Annotated in this window: 23 protein-coding genes; 10 read left to right on the plus strand and 13 right to left on the minus strand. The window is 74.5% G+C overall.

Features of this window, described 5'->3' with window-relative positions; translation table 11 throughout:
- The first annotated feature begins 8 nt into the window (after nt 1-8).
- Nucleotides 9-1,880: a ferritin-like domain-containing protein gene (locus tag ACR9E3_RS13675; protein WP_460380825.1), complete on the plus strand. Its 1,872-nt coding sequence runs from the start codon at nt 9-11 to the stop codon at nt 1,878-1,880.
- 11 nt (nt 1,881-1,891) lie between these two features.
- Here ACR9E3_RS13675 and ACR9E3_RS13680 read toward each other — a convergent pair whose 3' ends face one another.
- Together ACR9E3_RS13680 and ACR9E3_RS13685 are read right to left on the minus strand one after the other, a co-directional pair.
- Nucleotides 1,892-2,305: a hypothetical protein gene (locus ACR9E3_RS13680; RefSeq protein ID WP_460380826.1), complete on the minus strand. Its 414-nt coding sequence runs from the start codon at nt 2,303-2,305 to the stop codon at nt 1,892-1,894.
- A complete protein-coding gene (locus ACR9E3_RS13685; protein WP_460380827.1) occupies nt 2,302-3,759 on the minus strand; it encodes an FAD-dependent oxidoreductase in 1,458 nt (485 codons plus the stop codon). Before ACR9E3_RS13685 ends, ACR9E3_RS13680 begins: the two co-directional genes overlap by 4 nt.
- Before the next feature lie 89 nt (nt 3,760-3,848).
- Between ACR9E3_RS13685 and ACR9E3_RS13690 the strand changes: the two genes are divergently transcribed.
- From ACR9E3_RS13690 to ACR9E3_RS13700, 3 genes are all read left to right on the plus strand, one after another.
- A complete protein-coding gene (locus tag ACR9E3_RS13690) occupies nt 3,849-4,415 on the plus strand; it encodes a TetR/AcrR family transcriptional regulator (protein ID WP_460380828.1) in 567 nt (188 codons plus the stop codon).
- Nucleotides 4,416-4,522: 107 nt separating this feature from the next.
- On the plus strand, nt 4,523-5,026 hold the full coding sequence (locus ACR9E3_RS13695) for a nuclear transport factor 2 family protein (RefSeq protein WP_460380829.1): 504 nt from the start codon (nt 4,523-4,525) through the stop codon (nt 5,024-5,026).
- Between the two features lie 19 nt (nt 5,027-5,045).
- Nucleotides 5,046-5,612: an NUDIX hydrolase gene (locus ACR9E3_RS13700; RefSeq protein ID WP_460380830.1), complete on the plus strand. Its 567-nt coding sequence runs from the start codon at nt 5,046-5,048 to the stop codon at nt 5,610-5,612.
- Here ACR9E3_RS13700 and ACR9E3_RS13705 read toward each other — a convergent pair.
- From ACR9E3_RS13705 to ACR9E3_RS13720, 4 genes are all read right to left on the minus strand, one after another.
- A complete protein-coding gene (locus ACR9E3_RS13705) occupies nt 5,578-6,087 on the minus strand; it encodes a GNAT family N-acetyltransferase (protein ID WP_460380831.1) in 510 nt (169 codons plus the stop codon). The genes ACR9E3_RS13700 and ACR9E3_RS13705 overlap by 35 nt on opposite strands.
- Nucleotides 6,084-6,845: an alpha/beta fold hydrolase gene (locus ACR9E3_RS13710; protein WP_460380832.1), complete on the minus strand. Its 762-nt coding sequence runs from the start codon at nt 6,843-6,845 to the stop codon at nt 6,084-6,086. The genes ACR9E3_RS13705 and ACR9E3_RS13710 overlap by 4 nt, the downstream gene beginning before the upstream one ends.
- On the minus strand, nt 6,842-7,867 hold the full coding sequence (locus tag ACR9E3_RS13715) for an MBL fold metallo-hydrolase (protein WP_460380833.1): 1,026 nt from the start codon (nt 7,865-7,867) through the stop codon (nt 6,842-6,844). The genes ACR9E3_RS13710 and ACR9E3_RS13715 overlap by 4 nt, the downstream gene beginning before the upstream one ends.
- A gap of 68 nt (nt 7,868-7,935) precedes the next feature.
- The gene (locus ACR9E3_RS13720; RefSeq protein ID WP_460380834.1) at nt 7,936-8,388 is read right to left on the minus strand and encodes a MaoC family dehydratase; all 453 of its coding nucleotides are present in this window, start codon (nt 8,386-8,388) and stop codon (nt 7,936-7,938) included.
- A gap of 532 nt (nt 8,389-8,920) precedes the next feature.
- On the opposite strand from ACR9E3_RS13720, the gene ACR9E3_RS13725 reads away from it, so the two are divergent.
- The 3 genes from ACR9E3_RS13725 (at nt 8,921) to ACR9E3_RS13735 (ending at nt 12,695) form a co-directional block, all read left to right on the plus strand.
- Nucleotides 8,921-9,163 (plus strand): hypothetical protein, encoded by a 243-nt coding sequence (locus ACR9E3_RS13725; RefSeq protein ID WP_460380835.1) that lies wholly within the window; start codon nt 8,921-8,923, stop codon nt 9,161-9,163.
- Between the two features lie 68 nt (nt 9,164-9,231).
- Entirely contained in the window at nt 9,232-11,382 is a 2,151-nt protein-coding gene (locus ACR9E3_RS13730; RefSeq protein ID WP_460380837.1) for an HNH endonuclease signature motif containing protein, read from the plus strand.
- Nucleotides 11,383-11,504: 122 nt separating this feature from the next.
- On the plus strand, nt 11,505-12,695 hold the full coding sequence (locus ACR9E3_RS13735; RefSeq protein WP_460380838.1) for an MFS transporter: 1,191 nt from the start codon (nt 11,505-11,507) through the stop codon (nt 12,693-12,695).
- Here ACR9E3_RS13735 and ACR9E3_RS13740 read toward each other — a convergent pair.
- From ACR9E3_RS13740 to ACR9E3_RS13750, 3 genes are read right to left on the minus strand one after another with little or no spacing between them, the layout of a single operon-like run.
- Nucleotides 12,692-14,047: an FAD-binding oxidoreductase gene (locus ACR9E3_RS13740; RefSeq protein ID WP_460380839.1), complete on the minus strand. Its 1,356-nt coding sequence runs from the start codon at nt 14,045-14,047 to the stop codon at nt 12,692-12,694. The genes ACR9E3_RS13735 and ACR9E3_RS13740 overlap by 4 nt on opposite strands.
- On the minus strand, nt 14,044-15,018 hold the full coding sequence (locus ACR9E3_RS13745) for an antibiotic biosynthesis monooxygenase (RefSeq protein WP_460380840.1): 975 nt from the start codon (nt 15,016-15,018) through the stop codon (nt 14,044-14,046). The genes ACR9E3_RS13740 and ACR9E3_RS13745 overlap by 4 nt, the downstream gene beginning before the upstream one ends.
- 28 nt (nt 15,019-15,046) lie before the next feature.
- Nucleotides 15,047-15,613: a nucleoside deaminase gene (locus tag ACR9E3_RS13750; protein WP_460380841.1), complete on the minus strand. Its 567-nt coding sequence runs from the start codon at nt 15,611-15,613 to the stop codon at nt 15,047-15,049.
- 195 nt (nt 15,614-15,808) lie between these two features.
- On the opposite strand from ACR9E3_RS13750, the gene ACR9E3_RS13755 reads away from it, so the two are divergent.
- Entirely contained in the window at nt 15,809-16,681 is an 873-nt protein-coding gene (locus ACR9E3_RS13755; RefSeq protein WP_460380842.1) for a CBS domain-containing protein, read from the plus strand.
- Between the two features lie 9 nt (nt 16,682-16,690).
- Here the strand turns inward: ACR9E3_RS13755 and ACR9E3_RS13760 are convergent, their stop codons facing one another.
- From ACR9E3_RS13760 to ACR9E3_RS13770, 3 genes are all read right to left on the minus strand, one after another.
- On the minus strand, nt 16,691-17,419 hold the full coding sequence (locus ACR9E3_RS13760; protein ID WP_460380843.1) for a polysaccharide deacetylase family protein: 729 nt from the start codon (nt 17,417-17,419) through the stop codon (nt 16,691-16,693).
- Nucleotides 17,420-17,810: 391 nt separating this feature from the next.
- Entirely contained in the window at nt 17,811-18,644 is an 834-nt protein-coding gene (locus tag ACR9E3_RS13765; RefSeq protein WP_460380844.1) for an SAM-dependent methyltransferase, read from the minus strand.
- A 40-nt stretch (nt 18,645-18,684) separates the two neighbouring features.
- Entirely contained in the window at nt 18,685-19,074 is a 390-nt protein-coding gene (locus ACR9E3_RS13770) for a winged helix-turn-helix transcriptional regulator (RefSeq protein ID WP_460380845.1), read from the minus strand.
- Between the two features lie 130 nt (nt 19,075-19,204).
- Here ACR9E3_RS13770 and ACR9E3_RS13775 point away from each other — a divergent pair, with 130 nt between their 5' ends.
- Nucleotides 19,205-20,068 (plus strand): NmrA family NAD(P)-binding protein, encoded by an 864-nt coding sequence (locus ACR9E3_RS13775; protein WP_460380848.1) that lies wholly within the window; start codon nt 19,205-19,207, stop codon nt 20,066-20,068.
- A gap of 4 nt (nt 20,069-20,072) precedes the next feature.
- Here the strand turns inward: ACR9E3_RS13775 and ACR9E3_RS13780 are convergent, their stop codons facing one another.
- Nucleotides 20,073-21,494, minus strand: a complete 1,422-nt coding sequence (locus ACR9E3_RS13780) for a glucose/sorbosone family PQQ-dependent dehydrogenase (RefSeq protein ID WP_460380850.1) — start codon at nt 21,492-21,494, stop codon at nt 20,073-20,075.
- 317 nt (nt 21,495-21,811) lie between these two features.
- Between ACR9E3_RS13780 and ACR9E3_RS13785 the strand changes: the two genes are divergently transcribed.
- Nucleotides 21,812-23,317: an alpha/beta hydrolase gene (locus ACR9E3_RS13785; RefSeq protein WP_460380851.1), complete on the plus strand. Its 1,506-nt coding sequence runs from the start codon at nt 21,812-21,814 to the stop codon at nt 23,315-23,317.
- Nucleotides 23,318-23,330: the final 13 nt, after the last annotated feature.

The following is a 23,330-nucleotide window of genomic DNA, read 5'->3' on the forward strand; positions in this document are numbered from 1 at the left end:
GGCCCGCTGTGCTGCATCTCCAGGCTGTATCCGCGCCGCCCGCTGTTGCCGGCGAGGGAGCCGAGACATGGACGGTCACCATCGCCCGCGATTTCACCGATCCGTACCTCGAGCTCATCCGGCTCCTGCGGGAGGCCTCGGAGATCGAGCATGCGCTGCTCGTGCAATACCTGTACGCGATGTTCTCCGTGAGCCCGGCCTATCCGAAGATCAAGGGATTCCCGCTCGGCAGTGCGAACCACCTCATGGGTGTCGCCATCCAGGAGATGGAGCACCTGGCGAAGGTCAATCGCATGCTCGCCGATCTGGGTGCGGCCCCGAATCTCGTGCGGCAGGACTTCCCCTACGAGCCCGACATCTATCCGTTCGCGTTCACCCTGGAACCGTTGTCACGGGTGACGCTCGCCAAGTACGTCTACGCCGAAGCCCCGGCCTGGGCGCTCGACCGGACCGATCCCCGGAACGCGACACCGGAGGCCCAGACCTTCCTGGACGCACTCGACGGACTACTGACCGGCGAGCACCTCAACCACATCGGCAGCCTCTACCACGACATCATCGTTCGGACCCAGGCCGTGATCGACGCGGGCGCGCCGGGCCTTCCCGATCTGACCCGGTGGCCCGACACGCTCGAGAAGATTCGGGACGAGGGCGAGCACGGCCACTTCGAGTTCTTCAAGGCCGTCTTCCTCGGCACGCATCCGGGCTTCACGGGCGTCGCGAACCCCTGGGGGCTGCCGCGTGACGATCCGCAGTACCCCGCCCGCGACATCGGCTCGAACCCCAGCGCGATCCCGGGTCACCCGCAGGAGCTCTCCGACGAGGGGGGCCGACGGAAGCTCGCCTGGCTCGCCGACCTGCACTACTGGATCGTCCTGATGCTCCTCGACCTCAGCTACCGGAGCGGGGACCCGGGGCCCGGGAGCCAGTCGCGCCAGAACATGACCTCCGCTCTTCTGCCGCTCGGCGAGGCGATCGCCGCCCTCGGTGTCGGCATGCCGTTCGATCCGCTGAGCATGGGATACGCGCCCGGACACGACCTCGCCGGAACGCTGCGCATCCTGCGTGCTCTCGTGCACGAGGCCGAGGCGGCCACCGCGGCGCTCGGTGACCAGGTCCCGGCCGACCTCGACCCGGACATCGCCGCGGCGACGCTCGCCGCGATCGACGCATTGGACCCGGCGACGCCCGTGCGCAACGAGTTGCCGGCACCCGACCCGATCCCGACGCCCGCGCCGACGCCCACGACGCTCACACCCGAGGAGCTCACGCAGTTCTGGTTCGAGTTCGACGACGCGTTCCACTTCAACCCGTCTGACGAGGTGACCGCGGCGTACGTCGCACTCGGGTTCAACTTCGACGTGCTGTTCGCGTCCTTCCGGGCCGCCCTGACCACGAGCACGTTCGAGCAGTCGTTCGCGCACGCCATCTCCCCGAGGAAGGAATCTCTCCGGACCCTCTCCACGGCGCAGCTGGCAATCATCGACAAGCATCTCGCCTCGGCTGACGACCTGCAGCTCGCGTTCGAGCACTTCGGCTACGGCGACCTCTTCGACGACCGCCGGCCTGTCGACGCCAAGGTCCACATGATGGACATCTCGGGTCCGACCGACCCGCCCATCGGCTACCGGCGCTGGTACGTGATGAGCCGCGGCATGATCGTCCTCGGCCTCGACGCGGACCGCTGGACAGCGCTCGTCCGTGACATCGCGCTCGCGTGGGCGATCCACAGCGAGGCGAAGCCGCAGCAGGACACCCACAACCCGCCCCTGCCCGCGAACCGCCTCGCCGCGCTGCGCGACCGATGGCTCCACGCGGACCTCCCGACGATCGACACCGCCATGGCCGCGGTCTCCCTCGTCGCACCGGCCACACCCTGACCGGCGGGTCACTAGCGGATCGGCCCCGCGGCCTCGGCCGACGCGAACCAGCGCGCGATGTCGTCGGGCGTCGAGTCCGGCCCGCGGTTGAAGACGAAGCGCGCGTGCGGCAGCTCGGCGTGCACGAGGTTGACGATCGCCTCGAAGAGCTGGGTGTTCGCCGCGACGAGGCGCACCCCGGCCCCGATGAGCACGGCGTCGTACGGGGTCGCGCGTACGGCGTCGCGGAGCACGTCGACGGCCGTCTCGCCGGCGTCGATCAGGATGTTGTCGACGGCGAACCCGGCCGCGCGCAGGCCCGCGACGTTGTCGTCGTTGGCGCGGCGCAGGGCCTCCGGCGTGAGGCCCTCGAAGCGGGCGAAGTCGGGCGAGCCGAAGTCGATCACGGCGGGGTCGAGCCCGGTCTGGAGCACGCGGATGGTCATCGCAGGGCCTCTCTGCTGGTGGTCGGTGCGGTCCACGCCGCGAGGGCGCGGCGCCAGCCGTCGTCGCTGCTGCGGCCCGCCCAGGCGACGTAGCCGTCGGGGCGCACGAGCAGGGCGGGCCCCGGGTCGGCGCGCTCCGCCTGCGCGAGGGCCGTCGTGGCGAGCGCCGGCGTGCCCTGCTCGCGCACGAGCAGGAACCCGCCGTCGCGGAGGCGGGCCGCGACGGTGCGGTCGGTGAGCGGCACGGTCGCGGCGCGCGTGCCGACGAGCGGGTGCTCGCCGCGGCGGCGCGGGTAGCGCAGGCCGACGCCGGAGAAGCTGCCCGCGACGAGGTCGGCGAACGGGCGCCACCGCAGCAGCCGTCCGCTGACGGCGTTGCGCACCGCCCGCGCCGGGCGCGGGTGCAGGGTGACGGCGCGCATCATCGCGCCGCTCTGGAACAGGACGCGGCGGCCGACCGGGTGCCGCTCGGCGTGGTAGCTGTGGAGCACCGCGTCGCCGGCGCCGCCGAGCACCGCGTCGAGCTTCCAGGCGAGGTTCACCGCGTCCTGGATGCCGGTGTTCATGCCCTGCCCGCCCATCGGCGAGTGCACGTGCGCGGCGTCGCCGGCGAGGAGGACCCGCCCGTGGCGGTACCGGGCGACCTGGCGCTCCTCGCAGTGGAAGCGCGAGCGCCAGCTGACGTCGAGGACGCCGACGTCGCGGCCCATGGTCCGGCCGAGCACCTCGCCGACCTCGGCGTCGTCGATCGGGGCGTCGTCGGGTAGCTGCCGGCGGCGGTCCCAGGTCATCGACCGGTACCAGCCGTCGGCGTAGGGCGCGAGGAACCCGAACGCGTCCGGGGTGCTGCCCAGGGTCAGGCCGGGGCCGGTCGGCGGGTGCGCGAGCCGGACGTCGGCGAGCACCACCGACGACAGCACCGCGCGGCCCGGGAAGTCGACGCCGACCAGCCCACGCACAGTGCTGTGCGCGCCGTCGGAAGCGACGACGTACGACGCGCGCCAGGTCGTCGCCCCGTCCCCCGCCCGCGCCGTCACGGTCACCCCGTCGGCGTCCTGCGCGAGGTCGACGACCTCCTGGCCCCGCAGGATCGTCGCCCCGGCCTCCCGGGCGCGGTCCTCGAGCAGCCGGTCGACGGTCGTCTGCGGGGTGACCAGCACGCCCGCGTACGGGGAGTCGAGGTCCGCGAGCCGGACGGCCGCCCCGGGCCACAGGTCGACCCGCGGCACGAGCGCACCCCGGTCGAGCAGCGCGGCGGTGACGCTGCGCCCGCCGACGGTGCGGCTGTCGAGCACCTCAAGGGTGCGCGCCATGACGGCGAACGCGCGGCTCGCCGGGTTCCGCTGCGGCCACCGTTCGAGCACCACGACCGACCGCCCCGCCCGCGCCAGGTCCCCCGCCGCCGCCATCCCGGTCGGGCCGCCGCCGACCACCACGACATCGGTCACGTCCATGGCCCCTCCTCGTGGGTCAACGCTTGTTGACTTGAACGGTAGGCCTGCTCGGTCGAGCAAGTCAACATGCGTGGACTTAGGATCGACCCGTGACTCCGCGACCCCGTGACGCCGCCGGCACCCGCCGCGTGATCCTCGACGCGGGGCGCGCGCAGTTCGCCCGCGACGGCTTCGAGCGCGTGACGATCCGGTCGGTGGCCGCGGAGGCGGGCGTCGATCCCGCGCTGGTCATGCGCTACTTCACGAACAAGGCCGGGCTGTTCGCGGAGGCCGCCGCGCTCGAGGTGGTGCTGCCCGACCTGACGGGTCTCGGGCCCGACGCGATCGCCGACGCGCTCGTCGACCGCTTCTTCGAGCTCTTCGACGACAGCCCGACCTTCCTGGTCCTCCTGCGCGCGGCCGCCACCAGCGCCGAGGCCGCCGAGCGTCTCCTCGCGGTCCTGCTCGAGCAGGCCGGCCCCGCGCTCGCGACGGCCGCGGTCGACCGTCCCGCCGAGCGGGCGGCGCTGGTCGGCTCGCAGATCCTCGGCTTCGCGTTCGTGCGCTTCGTCCTCGGCGCCCCCGCGCTCGTCGCGATGGACCGCGCCGCGGTCCGCGCCTGGATCGGACCGACCCTGGCGCGCTACCTCACCGACCCCGATCTCGGGCCGGCCTGACCCGTCCCGCTCAGCGGGATCCGCACGCCGTGACGCGGCGACCGCCGTGCCAGCGTGGCGTGACCGCGGACGTCGCCACCGGACGTCCCCGACCCGGAGGAGAGGCCGTGCCGCGACTCGAGGTCCAGCCGCCCGACCCCGGCGCCCTGGAGACGGCGCGGGCCGCGTTCGCCGGCCTGCAGCGCGGCGCCGCGACCGGCGCGTGGGGCGACTTCGTCGACCTGCTCGCCGACGACGTGCGGATCATGATCCCGGTGCCGTCCACCGAGCCCGGTGCCCCCGAGGGCGTGCTGCGCGGGAAAGCGACGGCCGAGGCCATGTTCGGCTCCCACCACGAGGAGCAGGTCCGCGGCGCGCGCCTCGAGGGGCACCGCGTCACCGCGAACGGACCGCTCGTCTCGATCGAGGCCCGCGTCGAGGGGAACCTCGGCGGCGAGGACGTCGCCAACCACTTCGTGTTCGTCTTCGAGGTCGTCGACGGGGCGATCGTCTCGATGTACGAGTACGCGTCCTGGACGGCGAAGAGCGCCGAGAGCGGCTGGGGCGACCCGGCGTTCGCCCGGGACGCGTTCGACGCCCCGGTGCTCCCCGGACCGGTGCTCCAGGCGTAGATCGCCTACCGTCGCGGGCGTGCCCGAGACCCACGGCGGTTGGACGGTCCACGGCGAGCGATCGGTCTACGACAGCCCCTGGGTGCGGGTGCGGCTCGCCGACGTCGACGCGCCCGACGGGGCCCGGTTCGACTACCACGTCGTCGCCCTCAACCGGATCGCCGTCGCCATGGTCATCGATCCGGCCGACCGCGTCCTGCTGCTGTGGAAGTACCGCTTCCCGGTGGCGCAGTGGGGCTACGAGCTGCCTGGCGGGATGGTCGACGCGGGCGAGGACCCGGCTCACGCCGCGGCGCGGGAGACCGCCGAGGAGACCGGCCGGCGGGTGCTCGGCGAGCCCGAGCACGTGATCACGATCGAGCCCCTGCCCGGTCAGGTCCGGGCGCGGATCGACGCCTACCTGTGGCACGGCGCCGAGCCCACCGGCGGTCCGATCGATCCCGAGGAGGACGGGGTCGCGACGTGGGTCGAGCTCGACCGCATCCCGTCGCTCGTCGCCGAGGGCCGGATCCTCGGGGCCGCGACGGCGACCGCGCTCCTGCAGTACCTGGTCAGCCGAGGTGGCGCAGCATCCGCGACTCCGTGACCGCCGGGTCGGTCGGCAACGGCTGGCGCTCGCCGGTGAGGGCGAAGCCGAGCCGCTCGTAGCAGCGACGCGCCCGGAGGTTGCCGTCCACGACCCACAGCGCGAGCCGTCGCCCGCCGTCCGCGCGGGCCCACGCGACGACGGCGTCGACGAGCAGGTCGGCGACGCCCTCTCCCCGGCGGACGAGCTCGACCCACATGCCCACGAGGTGCCGGCCGTCGGCGTCGCCGGGCTCGGGGATGCCGCAGGCCAGGCCCACCGCCGGGTCGCCCGCCACGAACCAGGCGTTGTCGGTGATCCGCGTACGCCACGTCGCCTCGTCGAACGCCTCCTCGCGCGCGAGGGTCGACGCGAACGCGCCGGGGGCGTCGGCGAGCGCCCGCAATCGGATCGCCCGGGCGGCGCGCCAGTCGTCGGCGGCGAGGCGGCGGACCGGGTGCCTCAGGGGCGCGTCGGGCGGTCGGTACGTGCTCACGCGGGCGCCGTCACCTGGAGGATCGTCCGGCTGACGAGCTCCGGGTCGTCGTACATCGGCACGTGTCCGACCCCGGGCAGCCGGACGAACTCGGCGTCGGGCACGGTCCGCCGGAACGGGCGGCCGTAGTGGCGCCACGGCACGACGTGGTCGTGCGCGGCCCAGGCGATGCGGACCGGGCACGGCAGGGGGGTCAACGGGCCCAGCGGCCCGTGCGCCGCGGCACCCGCGAGCAGCGGGCGGATGACGGCGCACCCGACGAGGTCGTCGATCATCGTCGCGAGGTCGGCGTCGGGGACCCGGTCCCCGTGCTCCATCACCGTGCGGAGCAGGGCACGGCGTCCGCGGCGCCGGTGCACCGCGCGCCGCGCCCCGTCGGTCGCCCCGAGCGCGAGGCCGATCCGGAAGAGCCCGACCAGCCGGCGCAGGTCGAGCGGACGCGCCCAGCCGCCGGCGGGCGAGAGCGCCACCACCGAGCGGGCCCGCCCGCGGCGGGCGAGCTCGAGGGCGACCCAGCCGCCCAGCGAGTTCCCGGCGACGTGCGCGGTCGCGAGGCCGGCGTCGTCCAGCTCGGCGCACACCGCGTCGACGAGGGCGGCGACGCTCGCCGGCGTGCCGTCGGGAAGCGGCACCCCGCCACGGTGCCCGGCGAGGGTCGGGACGTGGACGTCGTGGTGCCGGGCGAGCTCGCCGAGCACGGGGCGCCACGCCCGCGCCGACATCGCGGCGCCGTGGAGCAGGACGAGGGGCTCGCTCATCGGCACGCCGCGTACCGGACGACGCCGCCCTCCTCCGCGGTGGCGAGCACCTCCCGCTCCACGAGGAGATCCAGGTGCGCCACGATCTCCAGCACCGCCAGCGCGGCGTGCTCGGTCTCCAGCTCGTCGAGGCGCTTCTCCCGTCGTGTCCACCGCATCCGCGCGGCGACCTCGTACCCGGTCGACGCCCCGGCGCGGACGTGCGCGGCGGCCTCGGCGAGCCGCTGCTCGTGGTGGGCGAGGAGCTCGTCGACGCGGGTCCGCACGCCGACCGTGACCGGGCCGTGCGCCGGCAGCAGGAGGGTCTCGGGCAGGTCCCCGACCAGGCGCAGCGAGTCGAGGAAGCTGCGCAGCGGCGCGGGCTCGGGCGCCCGTTCGTAGCCGATCGAGGGCGTGATGTGCGGCAGGACGTGGTCGCCGGCGAACAGCGCCCCCGCACCGGGGTCCCGCAGGGCGACGTGCCCGCGGGTGTGGCCGGGCGTCGCGACGACCTCGACCGCGCGGGGGCCGACGGCGACCTCCTCACGGTGGTCGAGCCACCGGTCGGGCGCGCCCCAGGGCGCGGTGTCGTGGGCGAGGCCCTCCGCGGCCGTCGCCGCCATCCGGTCCGCCAGCCGCGGCGCGCCGGCCCGGCGCAGCATGGCCGGTTGCGGCGGCTCGCCGGGCGTGCGGGCGAAGGCCTCGACGGTGTGGCGCTCGCCGCGGCCCAGCGACACCGTCGCCCCGCACCGGCCCCGGAGGTCGAGCGCCTGCGTGTAGTGGTCGTGGTGGGCGTGGGTGACCACGACACCGGCGACGTCGTCGAGCGAGCGTCCGATCTCGCCCAGCCCGTGGCGCAGGGCCGCGAGGCCGTCGGGACCCGACCACCCGGCGTCGACGAGCACGATCCCGTCCGGCCCCTCGGCGGCATAGACGTTCACCGCGCGCAGGCCGATCGCGGGCAGCGGCAGCGGGATGCGCCAGACCCCGGCCGTGACGGGGTACGCGCCGGGGGCCGTCCAGTCGTCGGGCTGATCGGGCAACGTCGGGGACGCCGACGTCGCCCGGCCCGCGGCTCCCGTACCCCGGCCGCCCGCGCCTGCCGCCGCGTTCAGAGGAAGAACCGCCCGACGCTCTCGACGACGCACGCCGGCTTGTCCGACCCCTCGATCTCCAGCACGGTCGCGAACACGACCTGCGCGGCGCCCTCGAGCTCGGTCACCTCGGCGATCCGTGCCGTCGCGCGCAGCCGCGCGCCCACGGGCACCGGCGCCGGGAAGCGGACCTTGTTGAAGCCGTAGTTGATCCCCATGCGGACGTTCTCGATCGCGTAGAGCCTGCTGAGCAGCACGGGGAGCAGCGAGAGGGTCAGCAGGCCGTGCGCGATCGGGCGCCCGAACGGACCCGCGGCCGCGCGCTCGGGATCGACGTGGATCCACTGGTGGTCGCCCGTCGCGTCGGCGAACGTGTCGATCGTCTGCTGGTCGACGGTCATCCACTCGCCGGGCCCGAGCGTCTCGCCCTGCGCGGCGACGATCTCCCCGACCGACGCGAACGTCCTCACGGCCCCGACCTCCCGTCGATGTTTCTAACGAGGGTTAAGACACCAGGCGCGCCGCCCCCCGGTCAAGTCGTGGCGCCGCGGGGGACGGGTCACGAGGGCAGGTCGTCGACCTGTCCGGCCATGACGATGCGTGGCAGGAGGGATCTCGCAGGTCTACTCCCCCGCCTCGCGGGGCCCGACGTACCCGGTCTGACCGGCCTCGGAGCCGAGCGCCAGGTCCTCGTCGGGCATCCCGATCAGCAGGCGGAGCACGCCCCGCGGCACGCGCGGCGAGGTCGGTGACCGCGTCGAACCCGTCCGCCGGCAGCGCGCCGAGCTCGGCCTCGACCTCCGCGGCCGCGGCGGCGCGCAGCTTCTCGACCTGGCGGGCGGTGAACAGCGGTGCGACGACGCCGCGCAGACGGGTGTGCACGGGCCGGTCGGTCTGCACCATGTTGGCCTGGAGTCGCCGGCGCGCGGGTCCGGGATCCATCCAGGCGGGCGCGTCCTGCCCGGCGGGCTGCATGCGCCCGGTCGTGTCCCGCAGCACCGCGTGGACGTCCTCGTGCCGGGTGATCACCCAGGTCCCGTCGAGCGCGACGGCCGCCCCCTGGTCGCGCAGCGCGCGGTACTCGACGTGACGATCTCCGGTGAGGAATGCGGGATCGTCGAGTGGCAACGGCGCCGTCGCGGTCATGGGACGGAACCTAGGGAGGCGTTCCCGTTCCCCACCAATACCGGATTCGCGATGAACCCATCAGCATTTCGTGATGGCTCGATCGTCACCATTCTGTGATCCGTCGAGCCGGCCTCCGACGCCGTCACGCGGCCGCCGTTGTCGGGGGTCGGATCTACCGTCTTCTCGTGAGCATCGACCACGGTGTCCGGACCGGCCTCCCGGCCGCGCTGGACGCTCTCGCCCCCGGGGCTGAGCTGGTCGCCGCGCTCGAGGGTCTCTCGCCCGCCGCGCTCACCGGCGACGATCTGGCGGCCTACCTGCGTGCCTGCGCGCGGGAGCAGAGCCGGGGCACCGCGCGGGTCCTGGACGCGATGCACCACCTGGGCCGCGCCCGCGCCGACACCACCGTGCGCCACGCGTCGACCGACGAGTTCTCGGGCGACGAGATCTGCGGGGTGCTCGGGTGGTCGCGCACGATGGCCAACCGCAAGCTCGACCTGGCCGACGACCTCGCGGTCCGGCTCCCGGAGGTCGGCGACGCGCTCTGGGAGGGGCGTCTCGACGAGCCCAAGGCGACGCGGTTCTGCGAGTGGACGCGGGACCTCGCCGACGACCACGCCCGCGCCGTCTGCGAGGAGCTGCTCGCCGAGGCCCCCGAGCTCCCGGTCGGCGAGCTGATCCGGCGCATCGAGCAGAGTGCCGCGGCCATCGATGCGGAGTGGGCTGAGCGTCGCGCGAAGCGGGCCGAGAAGCAGGCGCGGGTGATCCTCTCGCCCAACCCGACGGGTACGGCGACGCTGTCGGTCTGCGACGTCTCGGCGCCGGCGGGGCTGGCGATGCGCGACCGTGTCGACGCCCTGGCCGCCGCGGTCCGGGCCCTGGGCGTGCTCATCCCGGTCGGCACCCTGCGCGCCACCGTGGCCGAGCGCCTGCTCGACGGCTCCATGGCCGGGCTCGACGACCACCGCGTGGCGCTGATCCTGGCCGCCGAGTACCACGCGCAGGGCGAGCCGGGCCCGGCCGACGATCACTCGAGCGACGACGGACCGAGCGGCGACGAACCGGACGACGACGAACCCGACGACGGACCGGACGAGGGGCCGGACGACGGACCGGACGAGGGGCCGGACGACGGCCCGCACGGGCCGGCCGGGCCGGATGACGGACCCGCGGACGGCGGCCCCGATGGCGGCGCCGCCGACAGCGGCGCCGGCGACAGCCCCGGTGACGACAGCCCCGGTGACGACAGCCCCGGTGACGACAGCCCCGGTGACCACAGCCCCGGTGACGACCCCGGTGACGGCTCGGACGATCACGGCACGACATCCGTTGGCCCGAGCGATGATCCGCTCGAGGGTGCCCGCGGGCAGGGCGTCCTGGACCTTCCCGATCTCCCCGATCCCACGGTGATCGGGTCGGAACGCGGGCCGGGAGGCATCCGGACCGGGACCTGCGAGGTCCGGCTGCGGCTCACCACCGCCCTCGGGCTCGACCGGTTCCCCGGCTGCGTGCCCGGCTACGGCACGGTGCTGGCCCACGACGCGCGGACGCTGGTTGAGCGACACCACGCCGGCGAGTGGCGCGTCGTGCTCACCGACGACGACGGCCGCCTCGAGCACCTGCTGCTGGCCCGACGACGACCGCGCCGACCACCCGGCCCCGGGAGCCGTGATGATGCTCGGCACCGGGGGACAGGGGCACAGCCTCGCACCACGATCGTCGAGCTCCAGGTCCCGACGACGGTGCTGGCCGCCCTGAATCCCGACGATCACGGCGACTGGGGCCCGCTGCTCACCGAGCTCCAGCAGCGGCTCCGTGACCTCGGCGACCGCGCACCAGGGTCGCCGCCGCCCGAGTCGGCCGCCGATCTCGCCCGCCGCCGACCCCGCGCCGAGGTCGCCCGCTGGCTCCGGGTCCGCGACCGGCACTGCGTCGCGCCCTGCTGCCGACAGCCCGCCCACAAGGCCGAGCTCGACCACACCCTGGACCGCGCGCTCGGTGGCCCGACCGCGTCGTGGAACCTCGGCGTCTGGGACGAGCACCACCACCGCGCCAAGCACCGCGCCGGCTGGCAGGTGCGCCAGCCGCAGCCCGGACACTTCGCGATCCGCACGCGCGCCGGCGTCCACCACACGACCAGGCCGAAACGCATCATCGAGCCGCTGCCCGCACCCCGTCCCGCCGCCCGCCCGCGCCCGCTGCCCGACGATCCGACGTGGGACCCGGACGAGGGCGACCCCTTCGACCGACGCCACCGGCCCACGGCCACGTCGACCACCCCGCCGATCCCGGCCGGCGCCGTCACGCACCCGGCCGACGACCCCCCGCCCTTCTGATCAGTGATGCCATGGCCGACCGCGCCGGACGATCGCCGTGACGAGGTCCTCGGACCGATCCCTACGCGCTCCGGCGGCCTAGACTGGAGCCTCGTGACCCACGACGGGACGGCCTGAGGCCCGTGCTCAGAGCCCGACGACCGTCCGGCACGACCTTCACCACGGCGTCCGTCTCGCTCGTCGCCGTCTGCGCCGCGGCCGGGGTCCCGGCCCCGCTCTACGTCGTCTACCAGCAGGCCGACGGCGTCTCGACGGTGGCGCTGACCGGCGCCTTCGCCGTCTACATCCTCCCGCTGCTGGCTGCCCTGCTCTGCTGCGGCAGCCTCTCCGACCACCTCGGCCGGCGGTGGGTGTCCGTCCCCGCGCTCCTCGTCGGCGCGGCCGGCTGCCTCGTCCTCGCGACCGTGGACTCGGCCGCTCCCCTGATCGTCGGGCGGGCGATCCAGGGGCTCTCGATCGGGCTCGCCCTCAGCGCGCTCGGCGCGTTCGTGGTCGACCTGGCGCCCCCGTCGCGCCCCGGCCTGCCCGGCGCGATCACGAGCGGGGCGCCGCCGGGCGGCATCGCGATCGGCGCCCTCACCTCGGGGGTCGCGGTGCAGCTCGCCCCCGATCGCGCACCCGCGCTGTCGTTCGTGGTCACCGCCGCCGTCCTCACCGTCGCGGCCGGCGCCGTCGCGTTCCTGCCCGAGACGGTCTCCCCGAAGGCCGGCGCACTCCGCTCGCTGCGCCCGGTGGTCCGGGTCCCGCCGACCGCCCGGGCCGTGTTCCCCGCGGTGTGCCTGCTCGTCGCCGCGACCTACGTGCTCGGCGGCTTCACCCAGGCGCTGGCCCCCTCGCTCGCGGTGTCGGTGCTGGGTCGCCACGACCTGTTCAGCGGCGCGCTGGCCGTCGCCCTGTTCCACCTCGTCGGGCCCCTGGCCGGGCTGGCGTCGAGCCGACTGCGACCGGGGTGGGCGCTCGCCGGCGGCGCTGCCGTGCTCGTGCTGGGCGTCGCGGTCTACGTCGTGGCGATCGCCGTCGGGAGCTTCGCGGTGTACCTCGTCGGCGCGGTCGTCGCCGGCACGGGCTTCGGCGCGGCGTTCGCGGGCGCCATGCGGGTCCTGTTGGAGCGGAGCCCGGAGGGCACGCACGCCGGCACCCTCGCCGCGATCTACCTGTTCTGCTACTTCGCTGCCGCGGTCTCGAGCCTGCTCGCCGGGGTGGCGGTCGAGATCTGGGGCCTGCCCGCCGTGGCGACGGTGCTCTGCGGGCTGGTCGCCCTCATGGTCGCGACCGGCGCCACGGGGTCGGTGCGGCGGATGCGGGCCGGTTAGAGCCGCAGCACCCCGAGCACCCCGTCCGGGTCGTGGCGCCGCTGCAGCGCGCGGAGTCGCGGCAGGTCGTCGCCGTACGCGGCGGCGATCTCGGCCTCCGCGTCGGGGCCGGGCCGCACCTCGACGCCGTAGACGCCCAGGGTGTGGTCCGCGAGCGCGCGCACCGTCTCCCCGGCCCATCCCCGGCAGGCGTCGTCGTTGTTCCACTCGCCGGAGCGGCCGCGGAACGCGGTGGCGGTGTCGTCGACGTCGGCCAGGGCGCCGCCGGTGTGCTGGAAGTCGATACGGCAGGCCCGGGTGGGTGCCGCCCGGATCCGGTCGGCGAGGGCGTCGGCGACGGCGGCGTCGAGCGTCGGGCCGGTGAAGACGGACTTGCCGAAGAACGACCCCCGCGGTCCGTCGCCGGGCCGGGGCAGGCGGACGGGATCGGGCTCGGCGCCGCCGGCGCCCGGGATCGCGAACTCGGGCAGACCCGCCAGGTATCGCCCGCTCGTCTCCGACCGGTAGAGCGGGTCGGTGCCGGCGACCGCGGAGGTCGCCGCGCGGGCCCGCGCGATGACGGCCTCCTGCTCGCCGGCGCACGCGGTGTACACGAACAGCACCGGGGCGTCGGGCGCGAGGGGCGACCACCCGAGGACCGCGCCCATCGTGGTGTCCCGGGGCAGCTCCGGGGCGACACGGAAGTAGGTCGCCAGCGCGTCGGTCCCGACCACGGCCCGGTCCACCCACACGGCACCGAGCTCGTGGGTCCGCAGGACCGCGGAGGTGACGACGCCGACCGACGGCGCGCCTCCCCGCACGGCCCACCACAGGTCGGACTCCTCCCCCACGCTCCGGTCCGACAGCTCCACGACGTCGCCCGACGGGAGCACCAGCTCGACCTCGACGAGGTGGTCGAGCGTGAGGCCGAGCGACCGTGTCAGGTACCCGACACCGCCTCGGGTCGCGAGCCCCAGACCGGCGTGGCCGACGATCCCGACCGGCACGACGCGGCCGGCCGGTGCGAGCGCGTCGAGCATCGTCCCCATCGTCGCCCCGCCCTCCACGACGACCCGGTCCGCGTCCTGGCGGGCGCCGTCCAGACCGGCCGAGAGGTCGAGCACGACGGCGTCGTCGGCGACGCAGTTCGAGCTCAGCCCGCCCCCGCGGACGGTGACCCGGGCTCCGGTAGCCGTCGCCACCGTCATCGCGGTGGCCACGTCGCCGACGGTGCGGGGTGTGACGACGCACGACGGGTGCCGCCGGGAGGCCGCGGGGAAGAAGACCCGTCCGAGCCGGTCGCGGTAGCCGGCGGACCCCGGCTCGTGCACCTGCGGACCCAGGGCGGCCCGCAGCTCTGCGACTGCGCTCACGGCAGGCTCCAGATCACGACGGTCACCAGCCAGAAGACCACGGCGGCCACCGCGAGGAAGGCCACTGCGACGACCAGCCCCCGGACGTCGGTGCGGGGCCGGTCGGACTCGGGCCGCGGGGTGAGCCACCACCCCAGCGCCCCTGTGACCCTCGGCATGACCACCCAGGTCAGCAGCGCGACCGACGCGATGTTGCCCACGAGCAGGCCCGCCCACAGGGGCGCGGACGGCCACAGGGCAGCGAGGCCCAGGGTCAGCAGCACGACCGTCGGGTAGAGCCCCACGAGCACCGAGAGGGCCTGCTTCCACGACGGCGGGCCCTCGGCCGCACCGCCGCCCTCGCCCACGGGGAACCAGCTGCCGAAGGCGCCCGAGATCGTGCGCAGCCGGAAGTCCCGGAACCGTTCGCCCTCCGCGAGCAGGTCGCGGCGGGCGTCGGACGCGAGCCAGTGCGCGAGGTCGTCCGCCGAGGCGAACCGGTAGACCGCCGTCCACTCGTCCTGCACGCCCGGCACCGGGCGGAACAGCTCCGACCCGAGGAAACCGGGAGACCGGCTCTCGGCGACGGTCATCCGGTGCTGCCAGTCGAGGAACGCCGCCTCGTCCCGGGCGGCGACGGGGTGGGAGACGACCACCGTCGCGGGCCGTGACACCTCGCCGTCCCCCACCAGCACCTGCTGGGTCGGGAGCTCGTCGAGCAGGTCCGTGCCCTGCTCCACGAGCCGCCGGCGCTCCGGGCTGTCCAGCCACCGGCGCAGGTGCTCGACGCCGTCGAAGCGGTAGACGACCGTGGCGTCGCCCTGCCGGTCGGCGGGGGTCTCCTCGGTCCCGAGGTAGCCGGGGAACGTCGCCGCCGCCGCGGTGAGGCCGTCCTGCCACCGGCGGTACTGCTCGTCGCGGCCGGCCTTCACCCGCTGCCCGATCACCACGGTGGCCGGGCCGGCCTGGGTCGCCGCCTGTGTCTCGCTCATCAGGGCACCTGCGTCCGGGACGGCGCGATCAGTAGGGGTGGCGGTCGGCCTTCTCCGCCCACGCCGCGTAGGCGTCGGCGCCCAGGTCGGGGCGGAACTGCTCGATCTTGATGCGCCGCGCGTGCAGGGGCCGGGTGAAGTCCTCGTACTGGAAGGCGTCGTCGAAGCCGATCGCCTTGGTGGCGTCGAGGTCGTTCGCGAAGTACACCGCGTCCAGGCGGGCCCAGTAGATGGCGCTCATGCACATCGGGCACGGGGCGCCGCTGATGTAGATCCCGTGGCCCATGAACATCCGGGCGCGCTCGGGCACGACGTCGGCCGAGCCCTCGGGCCGCGGCACGAGCGTCAGGGTCGAGGTGTCGCGGTGGCTCGCGGCGATGGACGGCGCCTCGGGGTTGAGCACCGCCGCCGCCTTGCGCAGGGTCTCGATCTCGGCGTGGGCGGTCACGTCGCCGGTGAGCAGCACCCTGTTCTGGCCGCGCGCGACGATCTCGCCGTCCTTCGCGAGCACGGCCCCGAACGGGCCGCCCCACCCGTTCTCCACCGACTCCTTCGCGAGTCGGCACGCCTCGGCCATCAGTTCGTCGTGGGTCATCTCGGTACCTCTCCGGTGGCGGGGCATGCCGCGGCGACGACGCGCGCGTCGTCGGCGAAAGGAAGGTGGAGTAGAGCGATCGGACTAGTGCGATCCCCCGTGAGCAGCACGGTATGTGTCACGATCCGTGCGCACAAGAGATCTTTATCCACTCGAACGGGCGACATCGGTGTGTCGATATCTCACACTGAGCGCATGGTGCTGCGGGCGCGTGACGTGATGACCAGCCGCGTGGTGTCGGTCCGGCCGGACACGACGATCGAGCGCGCCCGGTACCTGCTGACCGAGAACCGGTTCAGCGCGCTCCCCGTGGTCGACGACCGCTACCGCCTCGTCGGCATCGTCACGACGTACGACCTGCTGCGGGCCGACGGCTCGTCGCGCACGGCCGTCGAGGTGGGCGACGTGATGACCCGGGACCCCCTCTCCCTGGCGCCGGACGCCACCGTGCCCGTGATCGCCCACCGCCTGCGCCACTACGGCGAGCTGCGTGTGATGCCGATCGTGCAGGGCGGGATGCTCGCCGGGGTCGTGTCGCGGGGCGACCTGCTCACGCCGGAGCCGTCGTTCGGGCCGATCGGCCGGATCCTGTCGCGCACGAAGGAGCGGCCCCGGACCGCGCCGAAGTTCTGGGACGGCGAGGTCCGCGCGGGCGCGACGGCGGCCGACATCATGACCCCGTCGGTGGACGTCTACGACCTCACCGAGGACATGCCCGTCGCGGAGGCGGCCGCCCTGATGCGCGCGCACCGCTTCAGCGCGATGCCGGTGCTCGACGCCGACCGCCGCGTGCGCGGCATCCTCAGCGAGGCCGACCTCGTGCCCGACAACCTCTCGGGGCGACGCACCCCGCCGCCGAGCACCGTCGGCGCCGCGATGACGACCGAGGTGGTCTGCGTGCGCGACACGTGCCCGGTGCACGACCTCGCGCACTCGATGGTGAACAACCGCCTGCGGACGCTGCCCGTCGTCGACGCCGACGACCGCCTCGCCGGCATCGTCAGCCGGGGCGACGTGCTGCGCGCGACGGCGGCGGTCCCGACGGACCAGGCAGGTCCCGGCGGGTAGCGGTGCCGCTCAGTGCCGCCCCGACCCGAAGAACTCGGCGAGCGTGGCGGGCCGGAGGTCCCGCTCGCGGAGGATCTCGGTGATCTGGTCGAACAGGCCCAGGATCGTCGGGTGGTTCGCGTGGCCGAGCACGATCGTCCCCGCCGTCAGGTAGCGGCGCGCCTGCTCGAGCAGGAACGCGGGGGTGACCAGGGTGGCGTCGCCGTACGAGCCGGTCCACATCACGGTCGACGGGAACCCGGCGTCGCGGGCGATCGCGTCGACGGCCGCGTCGTGCGCGCCGTAGGGAGGACGCCAGTAGGGGCGCGAGGTCGTGCCGAAGGTGGCCGCGATCCACTCCTCGTTGCGCTCCAGCTCCGCCCGCACCCGCGCCGGCGGGAGCCGCGTCAGCCACGGGTGGCTGAACGTGTGGTTCATGATCTGCACCTGACCGGCCTCGACGAGCGGACGCAGCACCGGCGCCCGCGGCGCCCACGCCGCCGTGTACACGCCGTTGGGACTGAAGGTCAGGTGGATGCCCGTACGCCGGGCGAACTCGACATAGCCCGCGACCACGTCGGGCGCGTAGCCGTCGTCGACGGTCAGGGCGATCGGACCGCTCCCGGGAGGCGCCGTCGCCCGGACCGCGGCCGTCGCCGGGCGGGACGGGGGCAGGACGGGTGGCGGGACGGGTGGCTCGGCAGCCCCGGCCGGATCGGCACAGCCCGCCAGCCAGGCCGCGAGCCCCACCCCGAGCATCCCCAGCAGCGAGCGCCGCGAGATCTCGCTCGCCCGCCCACTGCCCTGCCCTGCGTCCCTGCACGCCCCCGCGCCCACGCCGGACCCCCTCCGACCGCGGCCCGGCAGGTCCCCCGCGGACCCCGCCTGCCGCGTCCGACCAGCCTGGTCCCGATGCGTGGAGGGCGGGTGTCCGCCGGATCGCGGCTGGGTCTCTGCGCCGGACCCCCGATCTGTCGGGACGACCGCGCGGATCAGGCCCGGGCGCGCACGATGCGGGCGCGTCGGCGGTGGCCATGCGGAACACTTCCTCGGCCACCACGACGTCGGCTGGCCGGGCGACCGCCTCGCGGGCATCGTCAGCCGGGGGAGCGTGCTCCGGGCGACCGCGCCCGACCCGGCCTGACCCCGGTCAGGGCTTGCGGCCGACCCCGCCGGCGATGCACCGCTGGGCGGGGGCGAGGGGCTTGAGTGCCGGGCCGTCCGGCCACCACTTCGCGCAGACGACGACGCCCGGCTCGACCATCTCCAAGCCCGGGAACATGCCCTCGATCTCCGCCCGCGTGCGGAACACGCCGCTACCCATGGGGCTGTGCACGAAGACGTCCTCCATGCGGCGCGCGAGCAGGCTGTCGTCGTCCTCGGGGTCGAAGAAGTGCGCCACCACGACGAAGGAGCCCGACGGCAGCGCCGCGACGTACTCCTCCATGATGCTCTGCGGCGACCGGGCCGGGTCGTCGTAGTGGTGCAGCGTGCCGTTCTGGATCAGCGCGATCGGCTGCTCGAAGTCGAGGAAGGATCGGACCGCCGGGTCCTCGAGGACGCTGCGGGGATGGAAGATGTCCGCCGGGCTGAACATCGTGAACTCGTTGTCCTCGAGCAGGGCCCGGCCGTGCGCGACGACCGACGGGTCGTTGTCCACGTAGACGACGCGCGACTCCGGCCGGAGCCGCTGCGCGACCTGGTGGGTGTTCTCCGCGGTCGGCAGTCCGGAGCCGCAGTCGAGGAACTGGGTGACGTCGGTCTGCGTCGCCAGGAACCGCAGCGCCCGGATGAGGAACGCCCGGTTGTCCACCGCTAGCAGCTCAACCTCGGGAGCCACCTTGCGGACGGCCTCGATGGTCTGCCGGTCGGCCTCGTAGTGGTCTTTGCCGCCGAGGGCGTAGTCGTAGACGCGCGCGATGCTCGCGACGCTGGTGTCGACGTTCGCGGGGACGCGACCGCCACCGGTGCTCGAGACGGCCATCAGATTCGGTCCTCGCGTCGTGCCCGGCGGATGTCGGCGCTCACCCTAGCCGGTCGATCACGGGCGACCGCGCCCCGACGCGGGCGTCGTACTCCGCGCGCGCCGCGTCGACCGCCTCGATGTGGGTCTCGGCCCAGTCGTCGAGGGCACGGGCGAGGTCCAGGAGGCTGCGGCCGAGGTCGGTGAGGGCGTACTCCACCCGCGGCGGGATCTCCGCGTACGCCGTGCGCGAGACGAGGCCGTCGCGCTCGAGGCCTCGCAGGGTCTGGGTGAGCATCTTCGGGGTGATCCCGCCGATCCGCGCGGCGATGGCGCCGTGGCGCAGGGTCCGCTCGGCCAGGGTGCCGACCACGAGCACGCTCCAGCGGTCGCCGATGCGGTCGAGGATCTGCCGGCTGGGGCAGCCGGCGGCATACACGTCGCCTCTCACCAGAACACTATCTCTCGGATACCCAGGGTACTTCAAGGTGCTGACTCTCCATCGGGAACGGAGGCCCCGGCCGCGCGGTTGCCGAGGACACGGGCCGCGGACGGCGGCCCACGACCGTGAGGGAGTCACCGTGTACGTCATCACCGGAGCCACCGGGGCCCTGGGCCGCCTGGCCGTCGAGGCCCTGCTCGAGCGCGTGCCCGCGACCGAGGTCCGCGCGACCGGCCGGCGGGTCGAGACCCTCGCCGACCTCGCGGACCGCGGAGTCGACGTCCGTCGCGCCGACTACGACGACCCGGCCTCGCTGGCCGAGGCCTTCACCGGCGCGACGCGGGTGCTGTTCGTCTCGGGCAGCGACGCGGGCGCCCGCCTCGACCAGCACCGCGCGGTGGTCGACGCGCTGGCGGCCACCGACGTCGAGCTCGTGGCGTACACCAGCATCCTGCACGCCCAGGCCTCGGACATGGTCCTCGCCGGCGAGCACGCCGCCACCGAGCGGATGCTCGCCGACGCGGCCGTGCCGTCGGTGCTGCTGCGCAACGGCTGGTACGTCGAGAACTTCCTCGCCGGGATCGCCGGGGACATCGAGCGGGGGATGGTCGGGGCCTCCGGCGAGGGCCGCTTCGACGCCGCCACGCGGGCGGACTACGCGCAGGCCGCCGTCGCGGCCCTGACCGGCGCCGCCTCCGCCGGGGACGTCCTCGAGCTCGGTGGGCCCGGCTTCACGCGGGCCGAGCTCGCCGCCGAGATCTCCCGGGCGGCGGGCCGGGACGTGCCCTACACCGATCTCTCCGTCGACGACTTCACCGCGGCCCTCGTCGGCGCGGGGCTGCCGGAGGCGTTCGCCGCGGTGCTCGCCGACTCCGACCGCGGCGCGGTGGCCGGCTGGCTGAGCGCACCCTCGGACGATCTCGCGCGGCTGCTCGGGCGCCCCGCGACGCCGTGGCGCGAGGTCGTCGACGCCGCCGTGAGCGACGCGGTCGCCGCGGTGTGACGCGTCAGGGGCTCGCGGCGCTGAGGCCGGTCAGGGGGAACTCGAGCACGCTGCCCGGGTTGTCGAGGGTGCCGGTGCGCGAGCCGGACTGGGGCCCGGCGAGTCCGTCGCTGTCGGTCGCGACGTAGAGCCGGGTGTGGTCCGGGCTGAGGGCGACGTCGCGGTAGCGGTTCCGGGTGCGGAAGAGCTGGGTGGTGTCGCCCCGGACCGAGCCGCCGTCGGTGGTCAGCCGGAACACGAAGACCGACCCCGTCTTCAGCGCCGGGACCAGCAGGGAGTCGGCCACCGCCGGGTCCGGCGCGCCCTGCGCGGGCACGTAGTCGAGGCCGGCCGGGGCGATCGACGGCCAGCAGAGGTAGAAGTCGGTCGCGCCGCACGCCGGGTCCTGGAAGTCGTACCCGGTGGGCACCGTGTACATCGTGCGCAGCGGTTCGACGTAGCCGGGCGCGGTCCAGTCGGTCTCGAGCGGTCCGCGCGGGACGCTCGGTGGCTCCTGGTAGTCGTCGTAGGACAGCTGGGGGCAGTCCGGCGCCGCCGACCACTCGGCGTACCGGTACGCCTGGTCGTCCCGGAAGCCCGACACGTCCGGCCAGCCGTAGTCGCCGCCGGGCCGGAGCAGGTTGATCTCGTCGTCGCTCTTGGGGCCGTGCTCGTCGGCGAAGAGGCGCCCGCCCGGCCCGACCACGAGGCCCTGGGGGTTCCGGTGGCCGTAGGTGAAGACGTGGCTGCGCACGCCGTTCAGCAGCGGGTTGTCGGCCGGGATCGACCCGTCGAGATCGATGCGGAGGATCTTGCCGGCGTAGGTGCTCCAGTCCCGGGCGGCGACCTCCTGCGCGGTCGGCAGGTCCTGGGAGCGGATGGGCCGGCAGATGCGGTCGAACTGGTTGTTGCCCATGTCGCCGATGGAGTAATAGAGCTTCTGGTCCGGTCCGAGGATGAGCCGTCCCGCATCGTGGTCCGTACTGGCCGGGAGCCCGTGCAGCACCTCGGTGGGCGCGGACAGGGTGCCGCCGGGATCGCGGTGGTAGCGCACGATCCTGGCCGCCAGGTTCTCGCCCGGCGGCGGGTGGGCGACGGTGTAGGTGGAGGCGACGAAGGCCCAGTCACCGGCGAAGGCGAGGCCCAGCACGCCGTCCTGCGCACCGCTGGCGGCGGCGTCGTCGATCGTCACCGCCACGGTCCGCGTGCCGTCGGCCGGGTTGATCCGGTCGACACGCTTGCCGACCTTCTCGGTGACCCACAGCCAGCCGTCCGGCCCCCAGGTCAGTTCCCAGGGCCCGGCCAGGCCCGTGGCGAGCACGCGCATGCCCGGCGCCGCGACGGGGGTGACGGATGCGGCACCGCGCGGCGCGGGGGCCGCGTTGGCGCAGGCGGTGAGCGTCAGCGTGGCCACGAAGGCGACGAGTGGTGCGAGGCGACGCCACATCGGACCGTCCCCTCACGGTGACCGATGATCTGGAATGCGACAGGGTCGAATGGTCGACCGGGCGGAAATCGTAGCGCCCGGACGGAGACCGGAAAGCCCGCGACGACGAAATCGTGACCCCGCAGCCGACCGTTCTGCTCCGCGAGGACTACGTATCCCACGACCACCGATGCCGTCACCGAAGAATGGTGCACGGACAGGAACGCGGTCGGTGCAGAACGTCGTCACGGGAACTCCGTCGAGGACCCGCGATCCCGGTGGGCCGGACCTCGGGGCAGCGCGCGAGGATCCCTCCGCCCGCCGGAGAGGAGACCGTCGTGTGGCGCCATCGCCCGTTCGGAGCCGCGGTCGCCGCGCTCGTCGTCGCCGTGCTGAGCGCGTGCGGTGGCTCCCCGGCCGGACCGTCCGGGACCCCCTCGGCGACACCCTCGGCGTCGTCGCCGCAGCCCGCACCACCGACGCCGCCGGTGGCCGCCGCGGTGTTCCGACCCTGCGACCAGGCGGGCTTCGAGTGCGCGACCGTGCCGGCGCCCGTCGACGCCGCGCATCCCGCCGGGCCCACCATCCCCGTCGCGATCGTGCGGCTGCCCGCGCAGGACCCGGCGCACAAGGTGGGGACGCTGCTGGTCAACCCGGGCGGTCCGGGTGGGTCCGGCATCGACTTCGCCGAGCAGACGCCGTGGCCCGCGGAGCTGCGGCAGCGTTTCGACATCGTCGGGTTCGACCCGCGCGGCGTCGGGCGGAGCACGGCCCTCGACTGCGGGATCCCCTCCTCGAGCCTGCAGGAGGGCGACCCCGACGCGAACGATCCCGCTGACGTCACGGCGACCGAGCAGGCCGTCGACCGCTACACCGCCGCGTGCGGGCAGCGCAACGGCGCCCTGCTGCCGCACCTGGGGACCGCCGACGTCGCCCGGGACATGGACCGCATCCGCGCCGCGCTGGGCCAGCCGCAGATCAGCTATCTCGGCTTCTCCTACGGCACCTCGATCGGCCAGACCTACGCCCGCATGTACCCGGACAAGCTGCGGACCTGGGTCGTCGACGGCGTCGTGGACCAGTCGGCCAGCGGTGTGGACGCGGCCACCGCGCAGACCCGCAGCTTCGAAGGCGCGCTCGACGCCTTCGCCGCGGACTGCACGCACACCCCGACCTGCCCGATCGGCCCGGACCCGATCGGCGTCGTGAACCGCCTGCAGGCCCGGCTGCACCAGGGCCCGGTCCCGGTGCCCGGCGCCCCGCTGATCCCCGGGGCGCCGTCCTCGCTGTCCGAGGGCCAGTTCGAGATCGCCCTCGGGGCCCCGCTCTACGAGAAGGAGGAATGGCCGCTGCTGCAGCGGTCGCTGGCCCTCGCCGACCGCCGGCAGGACTTCCGTGCCCTCGCCGCCCTGGCGCTGAGCTACGACCAGGAGGCGAACCTGCAGCTGCTCGACGCCGTGAACTGCCTGGACTCGACCTGGACACGGGACCGGAGCCAGGCCGTCGACCAGGCCCGGGCGATCGAGGCCGGTTCGCCGCACTTCGCGGGCGGCGGGCTGACCTCGACGTTGACCTGCGCGGCGTGGCCCACCCCGGCGCAGCCCCTGGACGCGACGCCCCCGACGACGGCCGTCCGTCCGATCGTCGTCGGCACCACCAACGACCCGGCGACGCCGTACCAGAACTCGGTGACCCTGGCGCGTTCCTTGCCGGGCGCGACGCTCGTGACGTACCGCGGGGACGGCCACACGGCCTACCTCCGCGAGGTCGGACCGTGCGTCGACGACCCGATCACCCGCTACCTCGTCGACGGCACCCGTCCGCCCGGGGACGTCACCTGCTGACCGGGTCGACCCG

Source organism: Actinomycetospora sp. C-140 (assembly GCF_054796175.1).

What these genes read in the sequence shown, in the direction of transcription:
- ACR9E3_RS13680 (WP_460380826.1), bottom strand. Translation starts at nt 2,305, where the DNA reads ATGACCATCCGCGTGCTCCAGACCGGGCTCGACCCCGCCGTGATCGAC.
- ACR9E3_RS13760 (WP_460380843.1), bottom strand. Translation starts at nt 17,419, where the DNA reads ATGCTCGGGGTGGGGCTCGCGGCCTGGCTGGCGGGCTGTGCCGATCCG.
- ACR9E3_RS13750 (WP_460380841.1), bottom strand. Translation starts at nt 15,613, where the DNA reads ATGACCCACGACGAACTGATGGCCGAGGCGTGCCGACTCGCGAAGGAG.
- ACR9E3_RS13685 (WP_460380827.1), bottom strand. Translation starts at nt 3,759, where the DNA reads ATGGACGTGACCGATGTCGTGGTGGTCGGCGGCGGCCCGACCGGGATG.
- ACR9E3_RS13765 (WP_460380844.1), bottom strand. Translation starts at nt 18,644, where the DNA reads ATGGCCGTCTCGAGCACCGGTGGCGGTCGCGTCCCCGCGAACGTCGAC.
- ACR9E3_RS13710 (WP_460380832.1), bottom strand. Translation starts at nt 6,845, where the DNA reads ATGAGCGAGCCCCTCGTCCTGCTCCACGGCGCCGCGATGTCGGCGCGG.
- ACR9E3_RS13780 (WP_460380850.1), bottom strand. Translation starts at nt 21,494, where the DNA reads ATGTGGCGTCGCCTCGCACCACTCGTCGCCTTCGTGGCCACGCTGACG.
- ACR9E3_RS13755 (WP_460380842.1), top strand. Translation starts at nt 15,809, where the DNA reads ATGGTGCTGCGGGCGCGTGACGTGATGACCAGCCGCGTGGTGTCGGTC.
- ACR9E3_RS13745 (WP_460380840.1), bottom strand. Translation starts at nt 15,018, where the DNA reads ATGAGCGAGACACAGGCGGCGACCCAGGCCGGCCCGGCCACCGTGGTG.